Origin of the sequence: Mycobacterium sp. E2238 (genome assembly GCF_001672665.1) — a bacterium.
GTDB lineage: Bacteria > Actinomycetota > Actinomycetes > Mycobacteriales > Mycobacteriaceae > Mycobacterium.
This window is the reverse complement of record NZ_LZKF01000168.1, coordinates 1-19,022: the sequence shown is the minus strand read 5'-3', so window position 1 is coordinate 19,022 and position 19,022 is coordinate 1. Positions and strand designations below refer to the sequence as shown.

Annotated in this window: 20 protein-coding genes and 1 pseudogene; 11 read left to right on the top strand and 10 right to left on the bottom strand. The window is 69.9% G+C overall.

The annotated features are described in order from the left end of the window. Positions 1-58 precede the first annotated feature (58 nt). Positions 59-1,864 carry an Hsp70 family protein gene (locus tag A5711_RS15250; protein ID WP_067947864.1) on the top strand — a complete coding sequence of 602 codons (1,806 nt, stop codon included), beginning with the start codon at positions 59-61 and terminating at the stop codon, positions 1,862-1,864. Positions 1,865-2,288: 424 nt separating this feature from the next. Next, positions 2,289-3,110, top strand: a complete 822-nt coding sequence (locus tag A5711_RS15245; RefSeq protein ID WP_067947862.1) for an Ig-like domain-containing protein — start codon at positions 2,289-2,291, stop codon at positions 3,108-3,110. Positions 3,111-3,286: 176 nt separating this feature from the next. Here the strand turns inward: A5711_RS15245 and A5711_RS15240 are convergent, their stop codons facing one another. Further along, complete coding sequence (locus A5711_RS15240; protein WP_067947860.1) at positions 3,287-3,850, bottom strand: hypothetical protein; 564 nt, start codon at positions 3,848-3,850, stop codon at positions 3,287-3,289. A gap of 326 nt (positions 3,851-4,176) precedes the next feature. Between A5711_RS15240 and A5711_RS15235 the strand changes: the two genes are divergently transcribed. The 4 genes from A5711_RS15235 to A5711_RS15220 all read left to right on the top strand — a co-directional run bounded on the left by A5711_RS15235 (position 4,177) and on the right by A5711_RS15220 (position 7,813). Beyond that, entirely contained in the window at positions 4,177-4,521 is a 345-nt protein-coding gene (locus tag A5711_RS15235) for a DUF732 domain-containing protein (RefSeq protein WP_067947858.1), read from the top strand. Positions 4,522-4,689: 168 nt separating this feature from the next. Then, positions 4,690-5,004 (top strand): DUF732 domain-containing protein, encoded by a 315-nt coding sequence (locus A5711_RS15230; RefSeq protein ID WP_197500995.1) that lies wholly within the window; start codon positions 4,690-4,692, stop codon positions 5,002-5,004. 20 nt (positions 5,005-5,024) lie between these two features. Further along, positions 5,025-6,425 (top strand): mannitol dehydrogenase family protein, encoded by a 1,401-nt coding sequence (locus A5711_RS15225; RefSeq protein ID WP_067947854.1) that lies wholly within the window; start codon positions 5,025-5,027, stop codon positions 6,423-6,425. Continuing rightward, a complete protein-coding gene (locus A5711_RS15220) occupies positions 6,422-7,813 on the top strand; it encodes an FGGY family carbohydrate kinase (protein ID WP_067947852.1) in 1,392 nt (463 codons plus the stop codon). Before A5711_RS15225 ends, A5711_RS15220 begins: the two co-directional genes overlap by 4 nt. On the opposite strand, the gene A5711_RS15215 is transcribed toward A5711_RS15220, so the two are convergent. After that, positions 7,810-9,300 carry a bifunctional phosphatase PAP2/diacylglycerol kinase family protein gene (locus A5711_RS15215; RefSeq protein ID WP_067947849.1) on the bottom strand — a complete coding sequence of 497 codons (1,491 nt, stop codon included), beginning with the start codon at positions 9,298-9,300 and terminating at the stop codon, positions 7,810-7,812. The two genes, A5711_RS15220 and A5711_RS15215, sit on opposite strands and share 4 nt — an antisense overlap. A 28-nt stretch (positions 9,301-9,328) precedes the next feature. Between A5711_RS15215 and A5711_RS15210 the strand changes: the two genes are divergently transcribed. After that, on the top strand, positions 9,329-10,114 hold the full coding sequence (locus A5711_RS15210) for a hypothetical protein (protein WP_067947888.1): 786 nt from the start codon (positions 9,329-9,331) through the stop codon (positions 10,112-10,114). Here the strand turns inward: A5711_RS15210 and A5711_RS15205 are convergent. Genes A5711_RS15205 through A5711_RS15195 form a run of 3 tightly spaced genes read right to left on the bottom strand, consistent with a single transcriptional unit; the run spans position 10,090 to position 11,811 of the window. Next, positions 10,090-10,761 (bottom strand): GAP family protein, encoded by a 672-nt coding sequence (locus tag A5711_RS15205; protein WP_067947885.1) that lies wholly within the window; start codon positions 10,759-10,761, stop codon positions 10,090-10,092. The genes A5711_RS15210 and A5711_RS15205 overlap by 25 nt on opposite strands. Before the next feature lie 10 nt (positions 10,762-10,771). Then, on the bottom strand, positions 10,772-11,443 hold the full coding sequence (locus A5711_RS15200) for a GAP family protein (RefSeq protein WP_067947847.1): 672 nt from the start codon (positions 11,441-11,443) through the stop codon (positions 10,772-10,774). Positions 11,444-11,502: 59 nt separating this feature from the next. After that, positions 11,503-11,811: a hypothetical protein gene (locus A5711_RS15195; protein WP_067947845.1), complete on the bottom strand. Its 309-nt coding sequence runs from the start codon at positions 11,809-11,811 to the stop codon at positions 11,503-11,505. Positions 11,812-11,917: 106 nt separating this feature from the next. Between A5711_RS15195 and A5711_RS15190 the strand changes: the two genes are divergently transcribed. Beyond that, entirely contained in the window at positions 11,918-12,145 is a 228-nt protein-coding gene (locus A5711_RS15190; RefSeq protein ID WP_066947520.1) for a hypothetical protein, read from the top strand. A gap of 132 nt (positions 12,146-12,277) precedes the next feature. Beyond that, positions 12,278-13,720, top strand: a complete 1,443-nt coding sequence (locus A5711_RS15185; RefSeq protein WP_156744958.1) for a glycosyltransferase family 39 protein — start codon at positions 12,278-12,280, stop codon at positions 13,718-13,720. Here the strand turns inward: A5711_RS15185 and A5711_RS15180 are convergent, their stop codons facing one another. Together A5711_RS15180 and A5711_RS15175 are read right to left on the bottom strand one after the other, a co-directional pair. Beyond that, positions 13,721-14,551, bottom strand: a complete 831-nt coding sequence (locus A5711_RS15180) for a family 16 glycosylhydrolase (protein WP_067947840.1) — start codon at positions 14,549-14,551, stop codon at positions 13,721-13,723. 156 nt (positions 14,552-14,707) lie between these two features. Further along, positions 14,708-15,727 (bottom strand): NADP-dependent oxidoreductase, encoded by a 1,020-nt coding sequence (locus A5711_RS15175; protein ID WP_067947838.1) that lies wholly within the window; start codon positions 15,725-15,727, stop codon positions 14,708-14,710. A gap of 56 nt (positions 15,728-15,783) precedes the next feature. Here A5711_RS15175 and A5711_RS15170 point away from each other — a divergent pair, with 56 nt between their 5' ends. Next, positions 15,784-16,461, top strand: a complete 678-nt coding sequence (locus A5711_RS15170; protein ID WP_067947836.1) for a DUF3060 domain-containing protein — start codon at positions 15,784-15,786, stop codon at positions 16,459-16,461. 3 nt (positions 16,462-16,464) lie between these two features. On the opposite strand, the gene A5711_RS15165 is transcribed toward A5711_RS15170, so the two are convergent. The 3 genes from A5711_RS15165 to A5711_RS27265 form a co-directional block, all read right to left on the bottom strand. Then, entirely contained in the window at positions 16,465-16,866 is a 402-nt protein-coding gene (locus A5711_RS15165; protein WP_067947834.1) for a hypothetical protein, read from the bottom strand. A 504-nt stretch (positions 16,867-17,370) separates the two neighbouring features. Then, the gene (locus A5711_RS28050) at positions 17,371-18,213 is read right to left on the bottom strand and encodes a hypothetical protein (protein ID WP_369829941.1); all 843 of its coding nucleotides are present in this window, start codon (positions 18,211-18,213) and stop codon (positions 17,371-17,373) included. Between the two features lie 144 nt (positions 18,214-18,357). Continuing rightward, positions 18,358-18,534: a hypothetical protein gene (locus A5711_RS27265; RefSeq protein ID WP_197501060.1), complete on the bottom strand. Its 177-nt coding sequence runs from the start codon at positions 18,532-18,534 to the stop codon at positions 18,358-18,360. 136 nt (positions 18,535-18,670) lie between these two features. Between A5711_RS27265 and A5711_RS15150 the strand changes: the two are divergent. Further along, positions 18,671-19,022 (top strand): annotated as a pseudogene (locus A5711_RS15150) (hypothetical protein); the annotation flags it as partial.

Genomic DNA, 19,022 nt, shown 5'->3' with positions numbered 1-19,022 from the left:
GCCGATACATTGTCGTGGCCGCGCATACGCACGCCGGCGGACACCTGAATTGGACGATATGTCAACGGAAGCAAGACGGGGGCTGGGCCTATCGGCCGGGACCGCGAACCTGGCAGCCATAACGGCGGATCGGGCAGTGACACGCACGTCGGTGCTGACGCTGTACCCACATCGGCCGCCCGAGGTTGGCGTTCCCTCCGAGAACCCCCATCTCGACGAGCCCGGCTTGGTGGTCAGCGATTTCGTCGACCGGGTGGGAGACCCGGTCGCGATCGTGGCCGCCGACGGCTCGACGCATCGCGGCGAGGCGTTGCTCGCCGACGCGTTGCGTGCCATCGCCTACGCTGCGACCGGCGGGCACCCGCTGCCGGAGGCGACGGCCGTGGCCTATCCCGCGCACTGGCGCCCCGCCGCGGTGGACGCGTTGCGCACGGCGCTGAGCCGGGTGCCCGAATGGTCGGGCGGTTCGGAATCCCTGTCCCTGATCTCGGATGCCGCAGGGGCGCTGACCGCCCTCCAGACCAACCCGGGTCTGCCCATCCGCGGGGTGATCGCGGTGTGCGACTTCGGCGCCAGCGGAACCAGCATCACCCTTGCCGATGCCACCAACGGCTACCAGCCCATCGGCGCCACGGTTCGCCACACCGATTTCTCCGGGGAACTGATCGACCAAGCCCTGCTTGCGCACATCGTGGCCGATTTGTCGTCCGCCGGTTCCATCGACGTCTCGGCCACGTCGGCGATCGGATCGCTGACCCGGCTGCGGGCCGAATGCCGGGCAGCCAAGCAGCGCCTCTCCGCCAGCACCGCGACCACGCTGCCCGCCGACCTGCCGGGCTTCCGCGGGGATATCCGGCTCACCCGGACCGAACTCAACGAGGCGATCAATCAGCCGCTGGATCAATTCGTCCAGGTTCTGCAAGACACCTTGGCGCGCAACGGGATCCGCCCGACCGACCTGGTTGCCATCGCCTCGGTGGGCGGCGGCGCGGCGATCCCGGAGGTCACCGCGCGGTTGTCCGAGCAGGGTCGCGTGCCGGTCATCACGTCACCGCGGCCCCAGCTGGCGGCCGCCACCGGTGCGGCGCTGCGGGCAGCCCGCGGGCCGGCCGACGACAGCGCAACGAAATTGGCCGCGGCAGCCCGCGGGGCGGCGCCACCGCCACTGGCGGAGCCGACCCTGCAGGACGTTGCGCCGGTGTCCGCTGCCATGCCCGCACTGGCATGGTCGGAGACCGGCGACGAATCGGGGCTGTTGCCCCTGGCTGCCAACCCATCCCCGAGCCGGGCGGGCGACGACGCGCTGGCTTCATCCACCGCGCCGCCATTTCACTTCGGCGACGAGACCGGTTACGCCCGGCCCGAGCTGCGGTTCGAGGAACAACCCATCCCCGACGAGGCCCGCCCCGCCGACACGGCCTGGTATCGACGGCCATTGGTGCTGGTTCTCGGCGCGGCGGCGGCGGTGCTGGCTCTCAGCGCGGTGATCATTCTTTCTTTGAGCCACGGCTCCACCGGCACACCGGCCACGCCGACTCCCGGCGTCGCCACCACGCCGCAACCATCACCGCCGCCTTCCCCGGTGCAGACGAACCCGGCCCCGGTGCAGCAGGCCCCCGTGCAGACCAGCACGGTGGCGCCTGCGCCGCCGCCCGCGAGCGCCCAGCCCGCGCCCACGACAACCGAACCGCCACCGACCACCACCGAACCGCCGCCGACGAGCAGCACGTCAGCAGCCACGACGTCGCCACCGGCACCGCCACCACCGTCGTCTACGAACAGTCCGCCGACTTCGGTGCAGGTACCACCGATTCCGCGCATACCACGGATTCCTGTGATCCCGACCATCCCGCCCATCCCGTAGCTCGGTCCACCCTCGGCGAGAGCAGACCGCCACCAGCGAAAAGCGCTGGGCGACAGTTGCTCATCCTCAAGGTCGCGCTGATCGCCTTCCTCGCCGGCGGCGGCGTCGCTTTGATCACCCGCGGGGTGCGCCGCTCGCGCTCCAACGGGTGGTGCCATGCCGAACACGCCACTTCCCGAGTGGGCCTTGACCAGGACCACGGCCAGTGTCCACACACCTGATCCGACCCAGCGACCGCCTTCGCAGGAGCCGAGATCCCGCGCCGCTGAACCCCCAGCGCAGGGCCACATTGCCGAATCAAACGCCCGTGGCCGAAACGTGACCGAGGCTTGACCAAATGCTAACGCGCCCTTGCGCTTCCGCTGGTCATCGCCCGTTTACGATCCTCCTATTACAACTCTGTCAGTTAAAAGGAATCGGGGCCATGCGGGCGGACGTTCGGTGTGTTCTTGCGGCAGTTGGGGTCGCTGCGGGTGTGGTTGCCGGGCCGACTGGCACGAGCATGGCGGCGGCGAACAGGCCGCATGACTTCACCATCGCGTCGGTCCTGCCGGCGCGGGACGCGACGGTGGGCGTGGCGCACCCGATAGTGGTGACGTTCGGCACACCAGTCGCCAACCGGCACGCCGCTGAGCGAGCCATCGGAGTCAAGTCGACGCCCCCGATGACCGGAAGATTCGAATGGCTCGACAACAAAGTCGTGCAGTGGATTCCGGACCACTACTGGCCGGCGCACACCACCGTGGCACTTGCGGTGGACGGCCAACCCACGGAATTCAAAACGGGTCCCAAGGTCGTCGGGGTCGCCAACATCACGGACCACACCTTCAAAGTGAGCGTCGACGGAGTCGATGCGACCCCACCGCCTACTCCCCACCACCGTCCCCACTTCGGCGAAGAGGGCATGCTGCCGGCTTCGATGGGCAGGCCGGAATTCCCGACGCCGGTCGGTAACTACACCGTTTTGTCCAAAGACCGCTCAGTGCTTATGGATTCGAGCAGTGTCGGCATTCCCGTCGACGACCCGAACGGCTACATGCTGAACGTCGATTACGCCGTGCGGATCACCAACCGCGGCCTCTTCGTGCATTCCGCCCCGTGGGCCGTCAACTCATTGGGGCTGGAGAATGTCAGCCACGGCTGCATCAGCCTCAGCCCCGAAGACGCCGAGTGGTACTACAACACGGTCAACGTCGGCGACCCGGTGATCGTCAAGCAAGACCTCTGGGAGCGGCCGCCTTCCTGAGCGGCCCGGGCTCTCCACTGTCAATAGCCTTCGCGACACCTCGTCCTCTGCCGAGCGTGAAGTAGGTTTCACGCTCGCATTCGACTGTGCAACTAACTTCACGTTCGCCGCCCGGAGTCCGCACATACGAAAGGACCCGCCGGGCGGCCAGCGGGTCCTTTTGGTCGAGAGGGCTATCAGTGCGAAGGACCGGGCGCGACGGGCTGACCGGGCTGGGGTCCGCCGGTCGGCGCCGGGCCCGTGGGCGCGTCCTTGACCCCGGACATGTCGATGAGGGGCGCCCCGGCGGCCGCGTCGAGGGGAGCGCCGGCCGCCAGCCCACCGAGGGCGACCAGCGGAGCGCCGGCCGGCACCACCGGAGCGATGGGCAACGGCGCACCGAGCGGCAGGGGCGCACCCAGCGGCAGCGGCAACGGTCCGCCCAACGGCACCGGCAGCGGAGCGCCCACCGGCAGCGGGCCCGGAACGGCCAGGGGGACACCCGCCATGTCGGTCAGTGGCGCGCTGGCCGTGCAGACCTCCGCGGTCGGCGCACCGCCCGCAGCCGCGGCCCCACCGGCACCGGCGGCACCGGGTCCGCCGGCTAACGGCGCACCGGCCTCACCGGCCTGCCCCTGGATGCAGGCGTAACCGCCCGTCTTCAGGGGAGTGGCCGCCGCAGTCGGGCTCAATGCAAGTGCGGCTCCGCACAACCCAAGGCTGGCAACTACTTTCACGTTGAACCGATCGACGATCGCCATCAGCGTCGACTCTCCTTTATTCGCGCTCACATAACCATCTGGTGCAGCAGAACCGCATAGCCGTCTTTCGACGACGAGCCAATTGTCGTCACGCGACATGAAACGCCGGACACGCCGCACCGCGCCGTTTCCAAACGGTGACGTCACAAGGGCGTCACGAGTGAGAGGCCTTTGCCGAGGCGAGCTGGGGCCCGCCCTTCGAGTCACGCTGAGCCGAGTTTTGCGCAGCTCATTCACAGGAAATTTTCGGTGACATGAGATGTACGGGAGGTTCTATAGAAGTGAACAATAGGGAACCAAAGGGTTAACGGACAGGAGATGGCGCCATGACAGCACAGCGGCTCTGCGGCCGATTCCTGAGCACAGCGCTGGTGGGGGGCGCACTCGTGGTCGCGGGGGTGATGGCGGCCGGCCCGGCCCAGGCTGACGCGACCACTTTCATCAACGACCTGCACAAAGCCGGCATCCACGCGGTCAGCGGCGGCGACGAGGCGCTGGTCCAGATGGGCCTGAGTGTCTGCCAGCAGCTGTCGTGGGGCGCTCCCCCGTCGCAGATCGAGGGCCTGGCGGTGCAGCGCTCCGACAGCAGGCAAGGCGCCCACGGGATCACCCCGCAGCAGGCCGACGCCGTCGTCGATGCCGCCGTGCAAGATCTGTGCCCGGACGCCTGAGCGAACCTGCGCCGCCGGCCGGCCACCGGTCTTTGCCGACAATTCATCCTCGGGATCGATCTTCCCAGCGTGTTTCGCCCTATTTTCGTGTAAAAGTGCATCATCGGCGATCGGGCCCGGCACGAAGGAGAGACACGGATGGCAGCACAGCGGCGCTACGGCCGGTTCATGGGAGCAGCCCTCGCAGGGGGCCCACTTCTGGCCGCGGGGATCGGCTGGGCCAGCCCGGCGCGGGCCGACGCGGCTGCCTTCCTCAATGACCTGCACAACGCCGGCATCCACGCCGTCAACGGTGGCGACGACGCGCTGTTGCAGATGGGCGCGGATCTGTGCCAACAGCTTTCCTGGGGCGCCTCCCCGCAGCAGCTTGAGGGCCTGGCCATACAACGTTCGGACGCCGACCAGGGCACCGGCGGGATCAACGGTCGCCAGGCCGCGGACGTCGTGATTTTTGCCTTGCGCGATCTGTGCCCTAACGCATAGCGGTGAGCTAAGTTCCGGGAATGGAGCTGAGCGCGCGCAACCTGGGCGCCCTCAACATCCCCGTCCCGGCCTACGACCGAAGCCAAATAGGCGTCGGCATCGTGCATTTCGGCGTCGGCGGCTTCCACCGCTCCCACCAGGCCATGTACATCGACAGGTTGCTCAGCGATGGACTGGCCCGGGACTGGGGAATCTGCGGCGTCGGCGTGCTGCCGGGTGACCGGCGCATGCGCGACGTGCTGCGCGCCCAGGACTACCTCTACACGTTGGTCCTCGAACACCCAGACGGCACCCGGGAGCCACGGGTCATCGGTTCGATCGTTGACTTCCGTTACGCGCCAGACGATCCCGAGGCGGTGATCGAGCTCCTCGCCACCCCCACCACCCGTATCGTCTCGCTCACCATCACCGAAGGCGGCTACCGCCCGCCGCTGAGCGACGTGTTCCCCCTCGTGGCCGAGGGACTGAACGGGCGGCGGAAACAGGGCCTGCCCTCCCCCACGATCGTTTCGTGCGACAACATCGTCGAGAACGGCAGCGTGGCCCGGCACGCGTTCATGTCAAGCGCCGAGCGGCTCGATCCCGCACTCGCGCAGTGGATGTGCGAGCACACCACGTTCCCCAATTCGATGGTCGACCGCATCACGCCGGTAACCACGTCCGACGTGATCGACCGGCTGGACTCCGAATTCGGCGTGCAAGACGCGTGGCCGGTGGTCGCCGAGCCATTCGCCATGTGGGTCCTCGAAGACCATTTCGCCGACGGCCGGCCCCCACTGGAGAAGGCCGGCGTCCAACTGGTCGACGACGTGTCGCCGTACGAGGCAATGAAGCTGCGGCTGCTCAACGCCAGCCATCAGGGGCTGTGTTACTTCGCCTACCTGGCCGGGTATCGGCTGGTGCACGAGGCCGCCCAGGACCCGCTGATCGCCCAATTCCTGGACCGCTACATGGAATCCGAGGCGATGCCGACCCTGGTGCGCGTCCCGGGGCTGACCGACTTCAAGGCCGGGCTGATCCCCCGGTTCGCCAACGCCTACGTGCGCGACACGGTCGCCAGGTTGTGCGCCGATTCGTCCGACCGCATCCCGAAGTGGCTGCTGCCGGTGGTTGCCGACAATCTGCGGCGCGGGGGCCCGGTGCGGCTGGCGGCGGCGATCGTCGCCAGCTGGGCGCGCTACGCCGAGGGCGTCGACGAAGAAGGCCGGCCGATCGAGGTGGTGGACCGGCTCGCCGACACCCTCGTCCCGATCGCCCGCTCCCAGCGCGCGGACCCGGCCGCGTTTCTCGCCAACCGTGCGGTGTTCGGTGACCTCATCGACCAACCCCGCTTCCTCGAGCCGTACCTGTGGGCCCTGGATTCGCTGCACCGGCACGGCGCGCGCGCCACGTTGCGGGCACTCGTCGGGGCCCGCGAATGAGGCTGGTCGCCGGCATCGACTCGTCGACGCAGTCCTGCAAGGTGTTGATCTGCGACGCCGCCACCGGCGAGGTGGTCCGCGAGGGCAGCGCCGTGCATCCTGACGGGACCGAGATCGACCCGGCCGCATGGGAAGCCGCCGCCCGAGGGGCGATCGCGGCCGCGGGCGGACTGGACGGCGTCGAGGCCGTCGCCGTCGGCGCGCAGCAACACGGAATGGTGTGCCTCGACGAGGCGGGCCGGGTGGTGCGGCCCGCGCTGCTGTGGAACGACGTGCGTTCGGCCGACGCGGCGCGCGCGCTCGTCGACGAACTCGGCGGCCCCCACGCATGGGCGCAAGCCGTCGGGGTCGTGCCGCTGGCCGCGATCACGGTGGCCAAGCTGCGCTGGCTGGCCGACCACGAGCCGCGGCACGCGGACCGCACGGCGGCCGTCTGCCTGCCGCACGACTGGCTGACGTGGCGACTGCGCGACGACACCGACATCGCGGCGCTGACCACCGACCGCAGCGACGCCAGCGGCACCGGCTACTTCGATGCCGCGAGCGGCGCCTACCGCGTCGACCTGCTCGAGCTGGCACTGCGCGGCCGCCGCCCGCGGCTGCCTACCGTGCTGGGCCCGTCGGGCGCAACCGTAAGTGGCACAACCACATTCGGGGCAGGCCTCGGGGACAACGCGGCCGCGGCGCTGGGCCTGGGCGCCGACGAGGGCGACGTCATCGTCTCCGTCGGGACGTCGGGGGTGGTCGCCGCGGTCACCGCCGACCCAGTCCGCGACGACGCCGGCTTCGTCGCGGGATTCGCCGACGGCACCGGGCGCTACCTGCCGCTGGTGTGCACCCTCAACGGCGCGCGTGTGCTCGACGCGGCCGCCGCGATGCTCGGTGTCGATCACGAAGCGCTGTCGGAGCTCGCGCTGGCGGCGCCGCCGGGCAGCGCGGGGCTGGTCCTGGTGCCCTACCTGGCGGGTGAGCGAACACCCAACCGCCCCAACGCCTCTGGCGCGCTGCACGGCCTACGGGTGGGGAACGCGAAGCCGGCCAACCTGGCCAGGGCCGCCGTGGAGGGGCTGCTGTGCGCGCTGGCCGACGGCCTCAGCCACCTCGCCACGCACGGCGTCGTCACCCGCCGCATCCTGCTGATCGGCGGCGGCGCCCGATCGCGGGCGCTACGCGAGATCGCCCCCGCGGTGTTCGGCGTGCCCGTGCTGGTGCCGGCCGCCGCCCAATACGTCGCGTTGGGCGCCGCGCGGCAGGCCGCGTGGGCACTGAGCGGATCGCCAAAACCGCCCGGCTGGCGCCCGCCCCGGACCGACGAATACACCGCCGGCCCCGCGCCCGAACTGCTGGAGCGCTATGCGCAGGTGCGGGACTTGACCGAGGGGTCCTAGACGCAGGGGCGGAACACCGGAAGCACCCGGTATTTGGCGGTGAAGCTGGCCTTCTCGTATTCGTCGCCGACCTCGCCGTCGCACGCGATGACCGTCGGGCCGTCGACCGCGACGAAGCTGAATTCCGGCACCTGCAGCTCGTGATAGAGCGGGCTGCGCTCCAAACGCCCCAGCGCGAGCGCGGTCAGGATCCTGGTCCGCGACCACCGCCGGCCCGCGTCGAGCATGCGCACATCGATCAGGCCGTCGTCCATCCGGGTCCGCCGCGACGGCGCGAACCCGGTCGGCAGGTACAGCGAGTTGCCGAGGAAGAACAGCGACGTCAGCAGCGTCTTGTTGTCGTACGAGATCCGGACTGGCTGGTCGTGACGCAGCGTGTGCAGCATCGCGTACAGACCGGCCAGCGGCTTGCCGATGCGCTTCTCCAGTTTCTCGCGCTGCTGCACGAAGGTCGGGTAGGCGCCGATGCTCGCCGTGTTGAGGACCATCTGACTTTCGTTCAGGCACACCAGGTCCACGCACGACACGCTGCCGCGCCGGATCGCGTCGACCGTCTTGGCCACCGTGTCGCAGCCGATGTCCTTGGCGAAATGGTTGAACGTGCCGGCGGGAAACACCGCCAGCGGCAGTCCGGCCTCGATGGCCACCCCGGCCGCGGCCGCCACCGTGCCGTCGCCCCCGCCTACCGCAAGCACCTCGGCGCTCGCGGCGGCCTCGCGCAAGACCTCGGCCGGGTCGTCGTCTGGGCCCAGTTCCCGGATGTCCACCTTCGGCAGCGCCTCGCGTACCTCGTCGACGACGCGGGCCCCGGTGCCACTGCCCGACTCGGGATTGATCACCAGCACCACCCCGGAACCCTCGGGCCGTTCGGGCGTCTCGACCCGCAGCGGTTCGGTCTTGGGCAGGGCGGTCTCGACGATCGGCGGGACAAGCCGACCGCCCAGCACCGCCAGGCCCGCCCCGATGCCGAACCCGGCGACGACGTCGCCCGGGTAGTGCGCGCCGGTCGCCACCCGGGAGAGCCCGACCAGCCCGGCCAGCAGCGCCAGCCCGAATCCCAGCATCGGATTCTCCAAACCGACCCCCACGGCGAACGCGGCCGCGCTGGCGGAGTGCCCCGACGGGAAGGAGTTCGAGGTCGGCCGGCGGCGGACCTGCCTGACCAGCGGCACCAATTCGTACCCGGGACGCGGGCGGCGGCGGATGCGTTTGGCGACCTGGTTGGTGACCAGGCTGGTGGCCGCCAGCGTCATGACGCCGCGCGTCGCGCCGCGCTGGGCGCTCGGCTTTCCCGAGGCCATCATGGCCGCGGCGATGGCGAACCACAGCTTCGAGTTGTCGGCCGCCCGGGTCAGCGGCGGCATGACCATGTCCAGCAGCGGGGTGTCGGTCTCGGCGATCGCGTCGAAGATCTCCCGGTCAAGGGTGCCGAGGCCCCGGGTGATCTGTTCGATGCCGCGCGCACGTCGCCTGGGCCGCCAGTTCATTCGCTACACCCTAAATTGGTTGGCGGACATGGACGCACCGGGCTACTTCGAGGCATGGCGGGACAACGCCGCGCGCCGCGGCGTGGCCCCGGCCGTCGTCGCGGAGATCGCCCGGCGGCACGCCATCACCCCGGACACCTTTCGGCCGCTCGGGCGGATGACGGAGATCAGGGATCCGGCCGGCAAATCCTTCTTCCTGCTGCCCCGGGGCACCCGCGGCGGCGACGCCCGCGCGGCGGTGCGCAGCACCTACATCCTGAACGCGGGCACCGGCTACGGCAGCAACCGGGCGTGGCGCACCGATTTTCCCCCAACGCCCTACAGCCAGGCGGAAATCACCCGGATCATGTTGCGGCAGAACGCAAATCGCTGGACCTACACCCGCGACGTCGGGTTCGTCGACCGCAACGGCGGGCGCCTCGTGACGACGCCCAACGGCATCCTCATGGGCCTGGGCGGCAACTGGATCCAACGGCAGTTCTGCCGGCGGGCCGGCACCACGTGGGGCGACATCTTCATGGTCAACATCGGCGCCGTCACCGACCCCGCCGGGTGGCTTCGCCGCATCATCGAGTCCGGGCACGCCTGGTACGTGCACGCCGGCGGCAGGCCGGTGGAGAGCCGGCTCGACCTGGACCGGGTGCTGCACCACGAGGAGCGGCACTGCCGGCAGTGGGCGGCGAAGGGCTACGTGGGCATGCTGGCCGACTACGGCCGGGAGCTGGTCCGCGAATACGCCTTCGGCGCGATCAACCGGCTCGAGGAGGAGGCCGGCCTGACCGACGGCGGCTATAGGGCGTCGATTCCGTGGTAGAGCACCATCGCGCCGATCAGGACCAGGACCGCCGCGAGCAGGGCGGCGTTGTTGCGGTCCATCCAGTCTTTGAGCTTGGCGAGCGTGTCGTCGAGACGGCTGCCGGCCGCAGCGTAGGCCAGTATCGGGATCGCGACGCTTGACGCCGCGATGGCGACGAAGAACGCGGCGGCCACCCAGTCCCCGGCGAGGCCGAGCCCGGCGGTGCCGATGCCCAGCCCGGCCGGGATGCAGATGAGCAGCACGTCCGGCCGCACCACGGCCAGCACCGCACCCATGATCCCGGCCCGGGTCGGGGTGATGGTCGCGAACGAGCGCATCCAGGCCGGCGATTCGGCGTGGCCGCGCCGGTTCAGCCATTTGTAGACGCCGTACACGATCAGCGCGGACCCCAGCACCACGCGCAGCCACGAAGACCACCGCGGCGGCGACTTGTCCAGCCCGCCGAGTAGGCCGGAGGCCGCGACGGAAAGCGCCGTCAGTGCGGCGAGGGTCAGCACCCAGCCGCTCAGAAACGCCAGGCCGGTCGGCCGCGGCCGCGGCGCCTGCAGCACCAGCACCGCCGGGATGACGGTGAGCGGCGACAGCGAGATGACCAGCCCGAGCGGAACGAGCCCCGTGAGCACGGTGCCCCAGCTACCTGCCATGCGCAGCAATCTACAGGGCGCGAATCCCGTTGTAGAGCACCATCAAACCGATCAGGACGAGGATGACGGCGAGCAGGGTGGCGTGGTTTTCCTCCATCCACACTTTGAGGCGTTCCAGCGCATCGTCGAGCCGATCACCGGCGCCGGCATACGCCAGGATGGGGATGGCGACCGTGGACGCGGCGATGACGAGAAACAATGCCCCGGCGACCAGCTGGCCGGCCGCGCGAAGGCTGCTGCTGCCGATGGCCAGGCCGGCCGCCGCGCACATGATCAGCACCTCGGGTCGCAGCACCACCAGCACCGCCCCGGTCAGTCCGGCGCGTGGCGGGCTGAGTGTGGAGAACGACCGCATCCAGCGTGGCATGCTGCCGTGACGATGCCGGGTCAGCCACTGGTAGGCGCCCAACGCGATCAGCGCCGACCCCAGCGCCACCCGCACCCAGGACGCCCACGTCGGTGGCGCCCGGTGCAGGCCGCCGAGCAGCGCCGAGCCGCTGACGAACACCGCGGTGAGGGCGGCCAGCCCCAGGACCCATCCGGCGAGGAAGGCGAGACTGGCCGGCCGCGGCCGGGGGGCGTGCAAGACCAGCACCGCCGGAACGACCGTGATCGGCGAGAGCGCGATGACGGCCGCCAGCGCGATGAGCTTGGTCAGTACCGAACCCCAACTTGCTTCCACGGGCAGCCATCATCGCATTGGCCCGACGTGGCCGCAGGGATCCGGCGTAAGCGCCGCCCTCAGAACGGCTTTCGGCGCAACGTCCAGGCGGGCACCCAGTGCGTCACGGTCTTGCGCTGGGAGCCGTAGGCGACCGGGTAGGTCACCAGCCCCCACCAGTCACCCTGCTCGCAGAGGCCCCAGCAGCTGAGCAGGCCCTCGACGACCTTGTGCAGTTGCAGCCCGTTGGGCTGATACCGCCCGGAGCGGTGTGGCTCACGCGGGAAGAGCACCGTCAGGTCCACCAGGACCGTGACCGGCGGACGCACCACCCGGAACGGGCTGCGGACCGGTTGCCCGTTGTACCCGATGGACGCGAACTGCCCCATCGATCGATCATACGTTCGAATGATGGCGGTTTGCCGGATTCCCCGTTTTCGATCGCCCGCCCGGGCCGGTCGATATAGTCGGCTCAGCTAACAAGGGGAGGTCCAAATGAAGATGGCTTGCGCCGCTGGCCTATTGGCGTTTGCCGGGCTGCTCACCACCGGGGTGGGCGTGGCCAGTGCCGACGAAGTAGAGGTCGAGGGCAACTACTCGAGCCAGTCTGGCTGCGAGGCGGACGCCCCGCACGTGGAGATCACGCACAACGACCACCTGTACACCCATTGGGACTGCCGCCTGGGCTCCGACGGGTTCTGGCACGTCTGGCTGCTCAACTGACCCGAAGGTAGCCGACCGGCGACGGGCCCGGGGATCTGCTTCTGGCACCATAGCGACGTGCGGAACCCGCTTCGCCGCCCGTCGGCCGGGCTGGACCCGCTGCTGGTCGGGGTGCTCGCCGTCGCGGTGAGCATGGGCGGCGCGGGCCGCCCGTCTTTCTGGTATGACGAGGCCGCCACGATCTCGGCCGCATACAGTCGTTCCCTCGCCCAGTTGTGGCGGATGCTGGGCAATGTCGACGCCGTGCACGGCCTGTACTACCTGCTCATGCACGCCTGGTTTCAGGTTTTCCCGCCCACCGAGTTCTGGTCGCGCGCGCCGAGTGGGCTGGCCGTCGGGGGCGCCGCCGCGGGAATCGTGGTGCTGGGCAAGCAGTTTTCGTCGCGCACCGTCGCGGTGGCCTCGGGTGCCTTCTGCGCCGTCTTGCCGCGAACGACGTGGGCGGGCATCGAGGCCCGCCCCTACGCGCTGTCGATGATGGCCGCGGTGTGGCTGACGGTGTTGCTCGTGCGCGCCGCGCGCCGCGACTCCGGTTGGCTGTGGGCGGCCTACGGCCTCGCCCTGGTCTCGTCGATTGCGCTCGACGTCTACCTCGCACTGTTGGTCGGGGCGCACTTCACGCTCGTCGTGGTGTCCCGTTGTGGGCGAAGGGTTTTGCTGCGGTTCGCGATCGCGGCGACCGCCGGGATCTGCGCCATGGCCCCGTTTCTGGTGACGGTCGCCGGGCAGGCGCATCAAATCAGCTGGATCGCACCGATCGGTCGCCGGACGCTCGAAGACGTCGTGGTGCAACAGTATTTCGAGCGCAGCCCCCCGTTCGCCGTGCTGTCGGCGCTGGTGATCGCGGGGGCTATTGCGTTGTGGCTCAGCAAGTCCGCTCGGCCGGCGCGCGGCGATGGGCAGCTGCTGGCCCTCGCGGTCGCATGGCTTGCCCTACCGACCGCGGCCATCCTGATCTACTCGGCGCTGGTGCACTCGATCTACACGCCGCGCTACCTGACGTTCACCGCGCCGGGAATGGCGCTGATCCTCGGTGTCTGCGCCGCCGCGGTGACCACCCGGCCGTGGCTGACGGCGGCCGTCGTCACCCTTTTCGCCGTCGCCGCCGCCCCGAATTACCTGTTGGCGCAGCGAAACCCGTATGCCAAGTACGGAATGGACTACAGCCAGGTGGCGGATCTGATCGAGGGCCGGGCGGCGCCGGGCGATTGCCTGCTGGTGAACGACACCGTGACGTTCATGCCCGCCCCGATGCGCCCCCTGATGGCGGCGCGCCCCGATGCCTATCGCAAGCTGATCGACCTGACGCTGTGGCAGCGGGCGACCGACCGCAACGACGTCTTCGACACCAACCTGATCCCCGAGGTCGTCGCCGCGCCACTCAGCCATTGCCGCGTGGTCTGGATCATCACGCAGGCCGACGAATCGATGCCCGCCCACGATCAAGGTCCGGCGCTGCCGCCCGGTCCGCGCTACGGGGCGACCCCCGCCTTCGCGGTGCCGCACGATCTGGGCTTCCGGCTCGTCGAGCGCTGGCAGTTCAACCTGGTGCAGGTGTTCAAAGCGACGCGGTGATCACCAGATGCGGATGTAGTCCACCAGCATGGACGCGGGGAAGGTACCCGCCGCCGGATCGCCGGCGCCGACCCCGCCGACGGCGAGGGTGAACATGGGCGTCATCCAATAGCCGGGGATGTTGAACGGCCACCGGAAGTCGTCGGGCGCGCCGCCGTGGACGTGGATGGGCTTGTTGGGGACCTTGAAGTACTCGGCGCCGTCCCGCGAGAACTCGAAACCCTCTTCGCCCCAATGCATCCGCCAGGTGTGCCAGCCGCCGTCGACCAGGCCGGGAATGGACTTCCCCTCCCAGGTCTTGCCGTTGGACGCCGCGTGGACGGTGGTGCCCGGGGCCCACTGCCCGTTGCCGTACCACTCGAAGATGTCCACCTCGCCGTCGGGCAGCGGGTCCTCGTTGACACCCCAGAACGAGGGCCACAGGCCGGGATACAGGCAGTCGAGCTTGATCCGCGCTTCCCAGGTCTGATTGATCATGCTCCGGAAGTTGCCGCGCAGCTTGCCGCTGTAATAGGTGTTGTTCAGCAGATCGTGGGTGGCGCACAGGACCAGGTTGGAGTGCCCGTCCTGGAACACGTTTTGGCGGTCGTCGCGGTAGATGCCCTCGACCGGCGGGAAGACGTCGTCCTGCCAGGTCTGGATCGTCCACTTGCCGGGATCGGGAGGCGAGCCCGCCGGCCCGTCGAACTCGTCGGCGAAGATGTACGGCCCGCCGGGACCGGCCGACGGCGGCGCCTGGGGCGCCGACGGGGTGGCCCAGGCGCCGGGCAAGCGCATCGCAGCCCCCAGCATGCCGAGCCCCGACATCAACATCATGCTGCGACGATCCATCTACAACCCACCAATCGTGAAAGCCGTGTTCCGACCTAGCGCGATACCCCGAAGCAACCTTTGCAAACGGTGTTATGAAACCACGCGCCGGGGTGCCACGCAGCGCACACCCGGCTCGTGGCGCGCAGTTTCTCCCGTGCTAACCACGCGCGATGCTCAGCGGGAAGCCGGTTCGCTGAGCTTGACCAGCGTCTTCCCGATGTTGACCCCGGTGAACAGGCCGTTGAGGGCGTCGACGCACGATTCGATGCCGTCGAAGATGGTTTCCCGGTGCTTGAGCCGGCCCTCGGCCTCCCACTGCCGAAGCGCGGCGAACGCCTCGTCGAAGCGGCCCCACTGGTCGAGGGCGTTGAATCCCTGCATCAAGGCGGTCTTGGACAGCAGGTTCACGTAGTTGGCCGGCCCGGGGTGCTCGCCGGTGAGGTAGCTGGAGATGACGCCGCACAGCACGACGCGGGCGCGCGGGGCCAAGCGGCCCAGCACCGCGTCGAGGATCGGCCCGCCCACATTGTCGAAGTAGACGTCGACGCGCCGTGGGCAGTGTTGCTTGAGTGCCGCCGCGAGGTCGTCGTTCTTGTAGTCGATGCACGCGTCGAACCCGAAGTCCTCCACCACCGCCCGGCACTTCTCCGGCCCGCCGGCGATGCCCACCACCCGGGCGCCGGCGATCTTGGCGATCTGGCCCGCCACCGATCCCGTGGCGCCCGCGGCCGCCGAGATCACCACCGTTTCCCCTTCCTTGGGCCGACCGATGTCGGTCATTCCGAAATAGGCGGTGGCGCCGGTGGGCCCGTAGACCGACATGATCGCCAGCTGGTCGTCCTCGCCCGGGATGGGCGTGCTGAACAGGTCGTCGCGGATGATCGCGTACTCGGAGAAGCCGGTCAGCGTGGTGACGACGTCGCCGACCGCGTAGGCATCGCAGCGCGACGCGACCACCTCGCCGATCCCGGCCGCGCGGATCACCTCGCCCAGCTGCACCGGCGGAAGGTAGCTCGGCTGGTCGTCCAGCCACGTGCGGGCGGCTGCGTCGATCCCCACATAGGTGGTGCGCAGCAGCGCCTCCCCCTCCGCCGGTTCGGGTGCCGGGGTGGTGACCAGCTCCGTGTCACCGGGCTGAACAAGCCCCGTGGGGCGGCGACGCAACAACACCTGACGGTTCGGCAACTCGGGCACGAAGCAGAAACTACCGAACCGCCCGAAACCAGCCGCGGGAATGGCATATTCAACCGATGGCAGCAAACGACGACCCGGAGGAGCGGATCCGGGAACTCGAGCGCCCGCTCGCCGAGGCGGCGCGGGCGTCCGAAGCGGGTAGCGCGCAGCCCGCCGGCCCGGCTTATTCGCCCGGACCGGCTGGCCCTCCGCCGCCACCGCCCGCGTGGGGCTATGGCGGCCCGTTCCCGGGCCCGCCGCCGCAACGTCCCTCGGGCAATCGCATGTGGTGGATTTTGGGCACGGTCATCGTCGTCGGCATGCTGGCTCTCGCCGGCGGCATCGCCGCCTTCGCGGCACACCAGCTGTCCGGTGTGCGCTCGATCATCAGCTCGCCGCCGACCATCACCAGCATCTCCCCGGGCGGCACCTCACCGTCGGCCACTCGGACCAAAACGCCCAGGCCGTCGACGTCACCGGCGCCGGCGCCGGGCGACGAGATCAGTGTCTCCGGGGTCGGCGAGAACCGGACCATCGCCTGCAACGACAACATCGTCGTCGTCCGCGGGGTATCGAACACCGTGGTGATCACCGGCCACTGTGCGATCCTCACCGTGTCGGGCATGCAGAACCAGGTCACCGTCGACGCCGTCGACAGCATTCAAGCGTCCGGCATCAACAACAAGGTCACCTACCACTCGGGTGCGCCGAAAGTCAGCAACGCCGGTAGCGCGAACGTCGTCCAGCAGGGCTGAGCCTCAGGAAGGCTCGCCGGATTCCTCGTCGGGGGAATCGTCGTCGAGGACGCTGACGGCGATGCCGTAGGGCAGGAACCGCACCTTGCGCTTGGGGTCGACGTTGTTCTTGTTGGCCCGCAGCGCGTCGAGCTCCGTGGCATAAACCTGTTCGACGTGCGCGCCGCCGTTCGCGTCCACCGTGTAGATGGCCCAGACACCGTCTCCGGCCTCGCCGGTGGTCTCGGGCTGCTGGCGGGGGCGCCGCGACAGGTCGTCGAAGAGCGACGACCACCCTGTCCGGGCTCCCGGCGCCGCGACAAACTTGCTGACCCGCTCGAACATGTCGCGCAGCCCCTCGCTGCCCTCTCGGATCACTCGATCGAACTCGTCGGGGTCAAACCCGAACGCACCGTATTCGCCCACGCGACCTCCTCGCCGCTCATGCCGTCACCGCCCAGTGTGCGCGCACTCGCGGTCGTGCGCCATTCCCTTACGGCGGCGGGGGCGGCGCCGGCGGGGTGATGGGAATCGGCACCGTGACGAACGGGAAATGCAGGTACATCGTGACCGGCAGCTGGCGGACGCCCGGCAAGAACCGCTCGCCGCCGAGTTGGCGACGATGCTGGCCGGTCTCAACTCGCGGGGGGCGCGGGCGGACGGCGCCTTCCTGGTGGGCTGCGGCACGGACATCGTGGGGATCAAGCCCGCGCTCGAGGCCGCGACCCCGCTCGTGGTGACCGCTCCGGAGGAGCCGGAGATGGCGCTGGCCCGTGGAGCGGCGCTGGCGTCGGCGAACGCGCCGCTGTTCGCCTCGTCCACGGCGGCCCTGGCATACGCGCTCGACCCGGGCACCGGGGAAGTGAGTCCCCGACCGATCGGCCCGACGTACCTGGACGTATGGGGCAACACGACCGCCGACGCGCTGGCCTACAGCGCCGTCCCCGACGAGGACGACGTGCCCCCGCGCAGGCGCAGGCCCATGTTCCTCGCCGGCAGCGCGCTGGCCGGGATCGCCGCCGTGGTGGCCGGTGTGGTGCTGTTTTCGCTGGCCTCCGATCGGCCGGGATCCACCGAGCCACCAAACCCGCGGGTCAGCGTCGCCATCCCGGCCAAGCAGGTGCCCGCCGCACCGCCGAGCGCACCGCCGGCGGCGCAGCCGCCCGCCCCCGCGCCGCCTCCGCCGTCCCCCGGCCCGACCGTGGTGTCCGTGCCGCAGCCCACCAGGAAGGCGCCGTCCGCCCGCGCCCCCCGCGAGTTGAGACCGGCCAGCATCGTCGCCAACTCGGCGGCGAGCGGTTCTTGCCGGGCGTCCGCCAGCTGCCGGCGGTGCAGGTCGACGATGGAACCGTCGGTGACGTCGACGACGGCCAGCGTCGCGGTCTCGGGCTCCACGAACAGCATTGCGATGTGTGCGTAGTCCAGGGCGGACCCGACCGTCTGGGCCAGCGCGGCCGCGGCCAGCAGCGGCGACACCAGCATGACGTTGCCCATGCCGTGGCGGCCCATCGCATCCCGCAGGGCGCCGACCCCTGCGGGATCCGTCCACGTCACTCCGGTCGACACCAAGTGGTAGCCGCCCGCGAGCGCACCTTCCCGGGTGCCGTCGATCGCCGCAAGCACTTGGTCGACCGCCCCGGCGGTCACCGAGCCTGCGCCGCCGGCAACCTCGAACTCGTCCTGTTCGACGGTCACACCGTCGGCGTTCTGGCCCTCGATGACCACCAGGCGGACCGTCTCGGGAGCCATCGAGACCCCCAGCACGATGTCCACGTCACGCCTCCACAGTCCGCTGATTTGCTCCGGGGTCCATGAGGACACCGCCGGATAGACCCCGCCCGACCGGGTGACACCAAACCTACCCGCGCGGGGACGGACGCGCTCATGGAGCGCGCTCAGCAGGGACGACGGGCGCGGCTAGTAGCCCGGGCTCAGGAACGGATTCTGGGAGTTCCCCGGGTACTGCGGGTACTGCTGCGGATACTGCGGATATGGCGTGTATTGCGGCGCCTGCGTCTGGGGAGCCTGCGTCTGCGGCACCTGGATCGGAATCGGCACCGGCAGCAGCGGAACGTGGATCCATTCGGTGGTCATGGGCACCGTGGTCGTGGTGGTCGTGGTGGTCGACGGCGGGGGCGGCGCTTCGCTCGTGGTCGACGGCGGCGGGGGCGTCGTCATGGCTGTCGTGGTGGGCGCCTGAGTCGACGACGAGGCGCTGACCGATCGCGAATTGGCGTGGTCGCAGACGGAATACCCCGGCGACGTGCGGGTGCGGTTCGGCGGCGAAACCTACGACGAAGACGGCCCGTCCGGCTGGTCGATGCGCCTGAACGTGATCGACCCGCCCCCGGACCGGCCCTGGCGCCGCCTTCGGCTGTCGCAGCTGATCATCGGGATGTCCGCCCTGGTCGCCATGACGGCGATCGGTGGCGTGGCCTACACGCTGACCGGCATCGAGAACCGCCAGGCCCCGCCCGCGCCCAGCGTCGCGCCATTGCCGGCGCCCCCGGCCAGCGCGATCCAGAAGACCAATCCGAAGAACGAGCCGGAGGCCGCCCGCAGCCCCAGCATCGCCGCCGCAA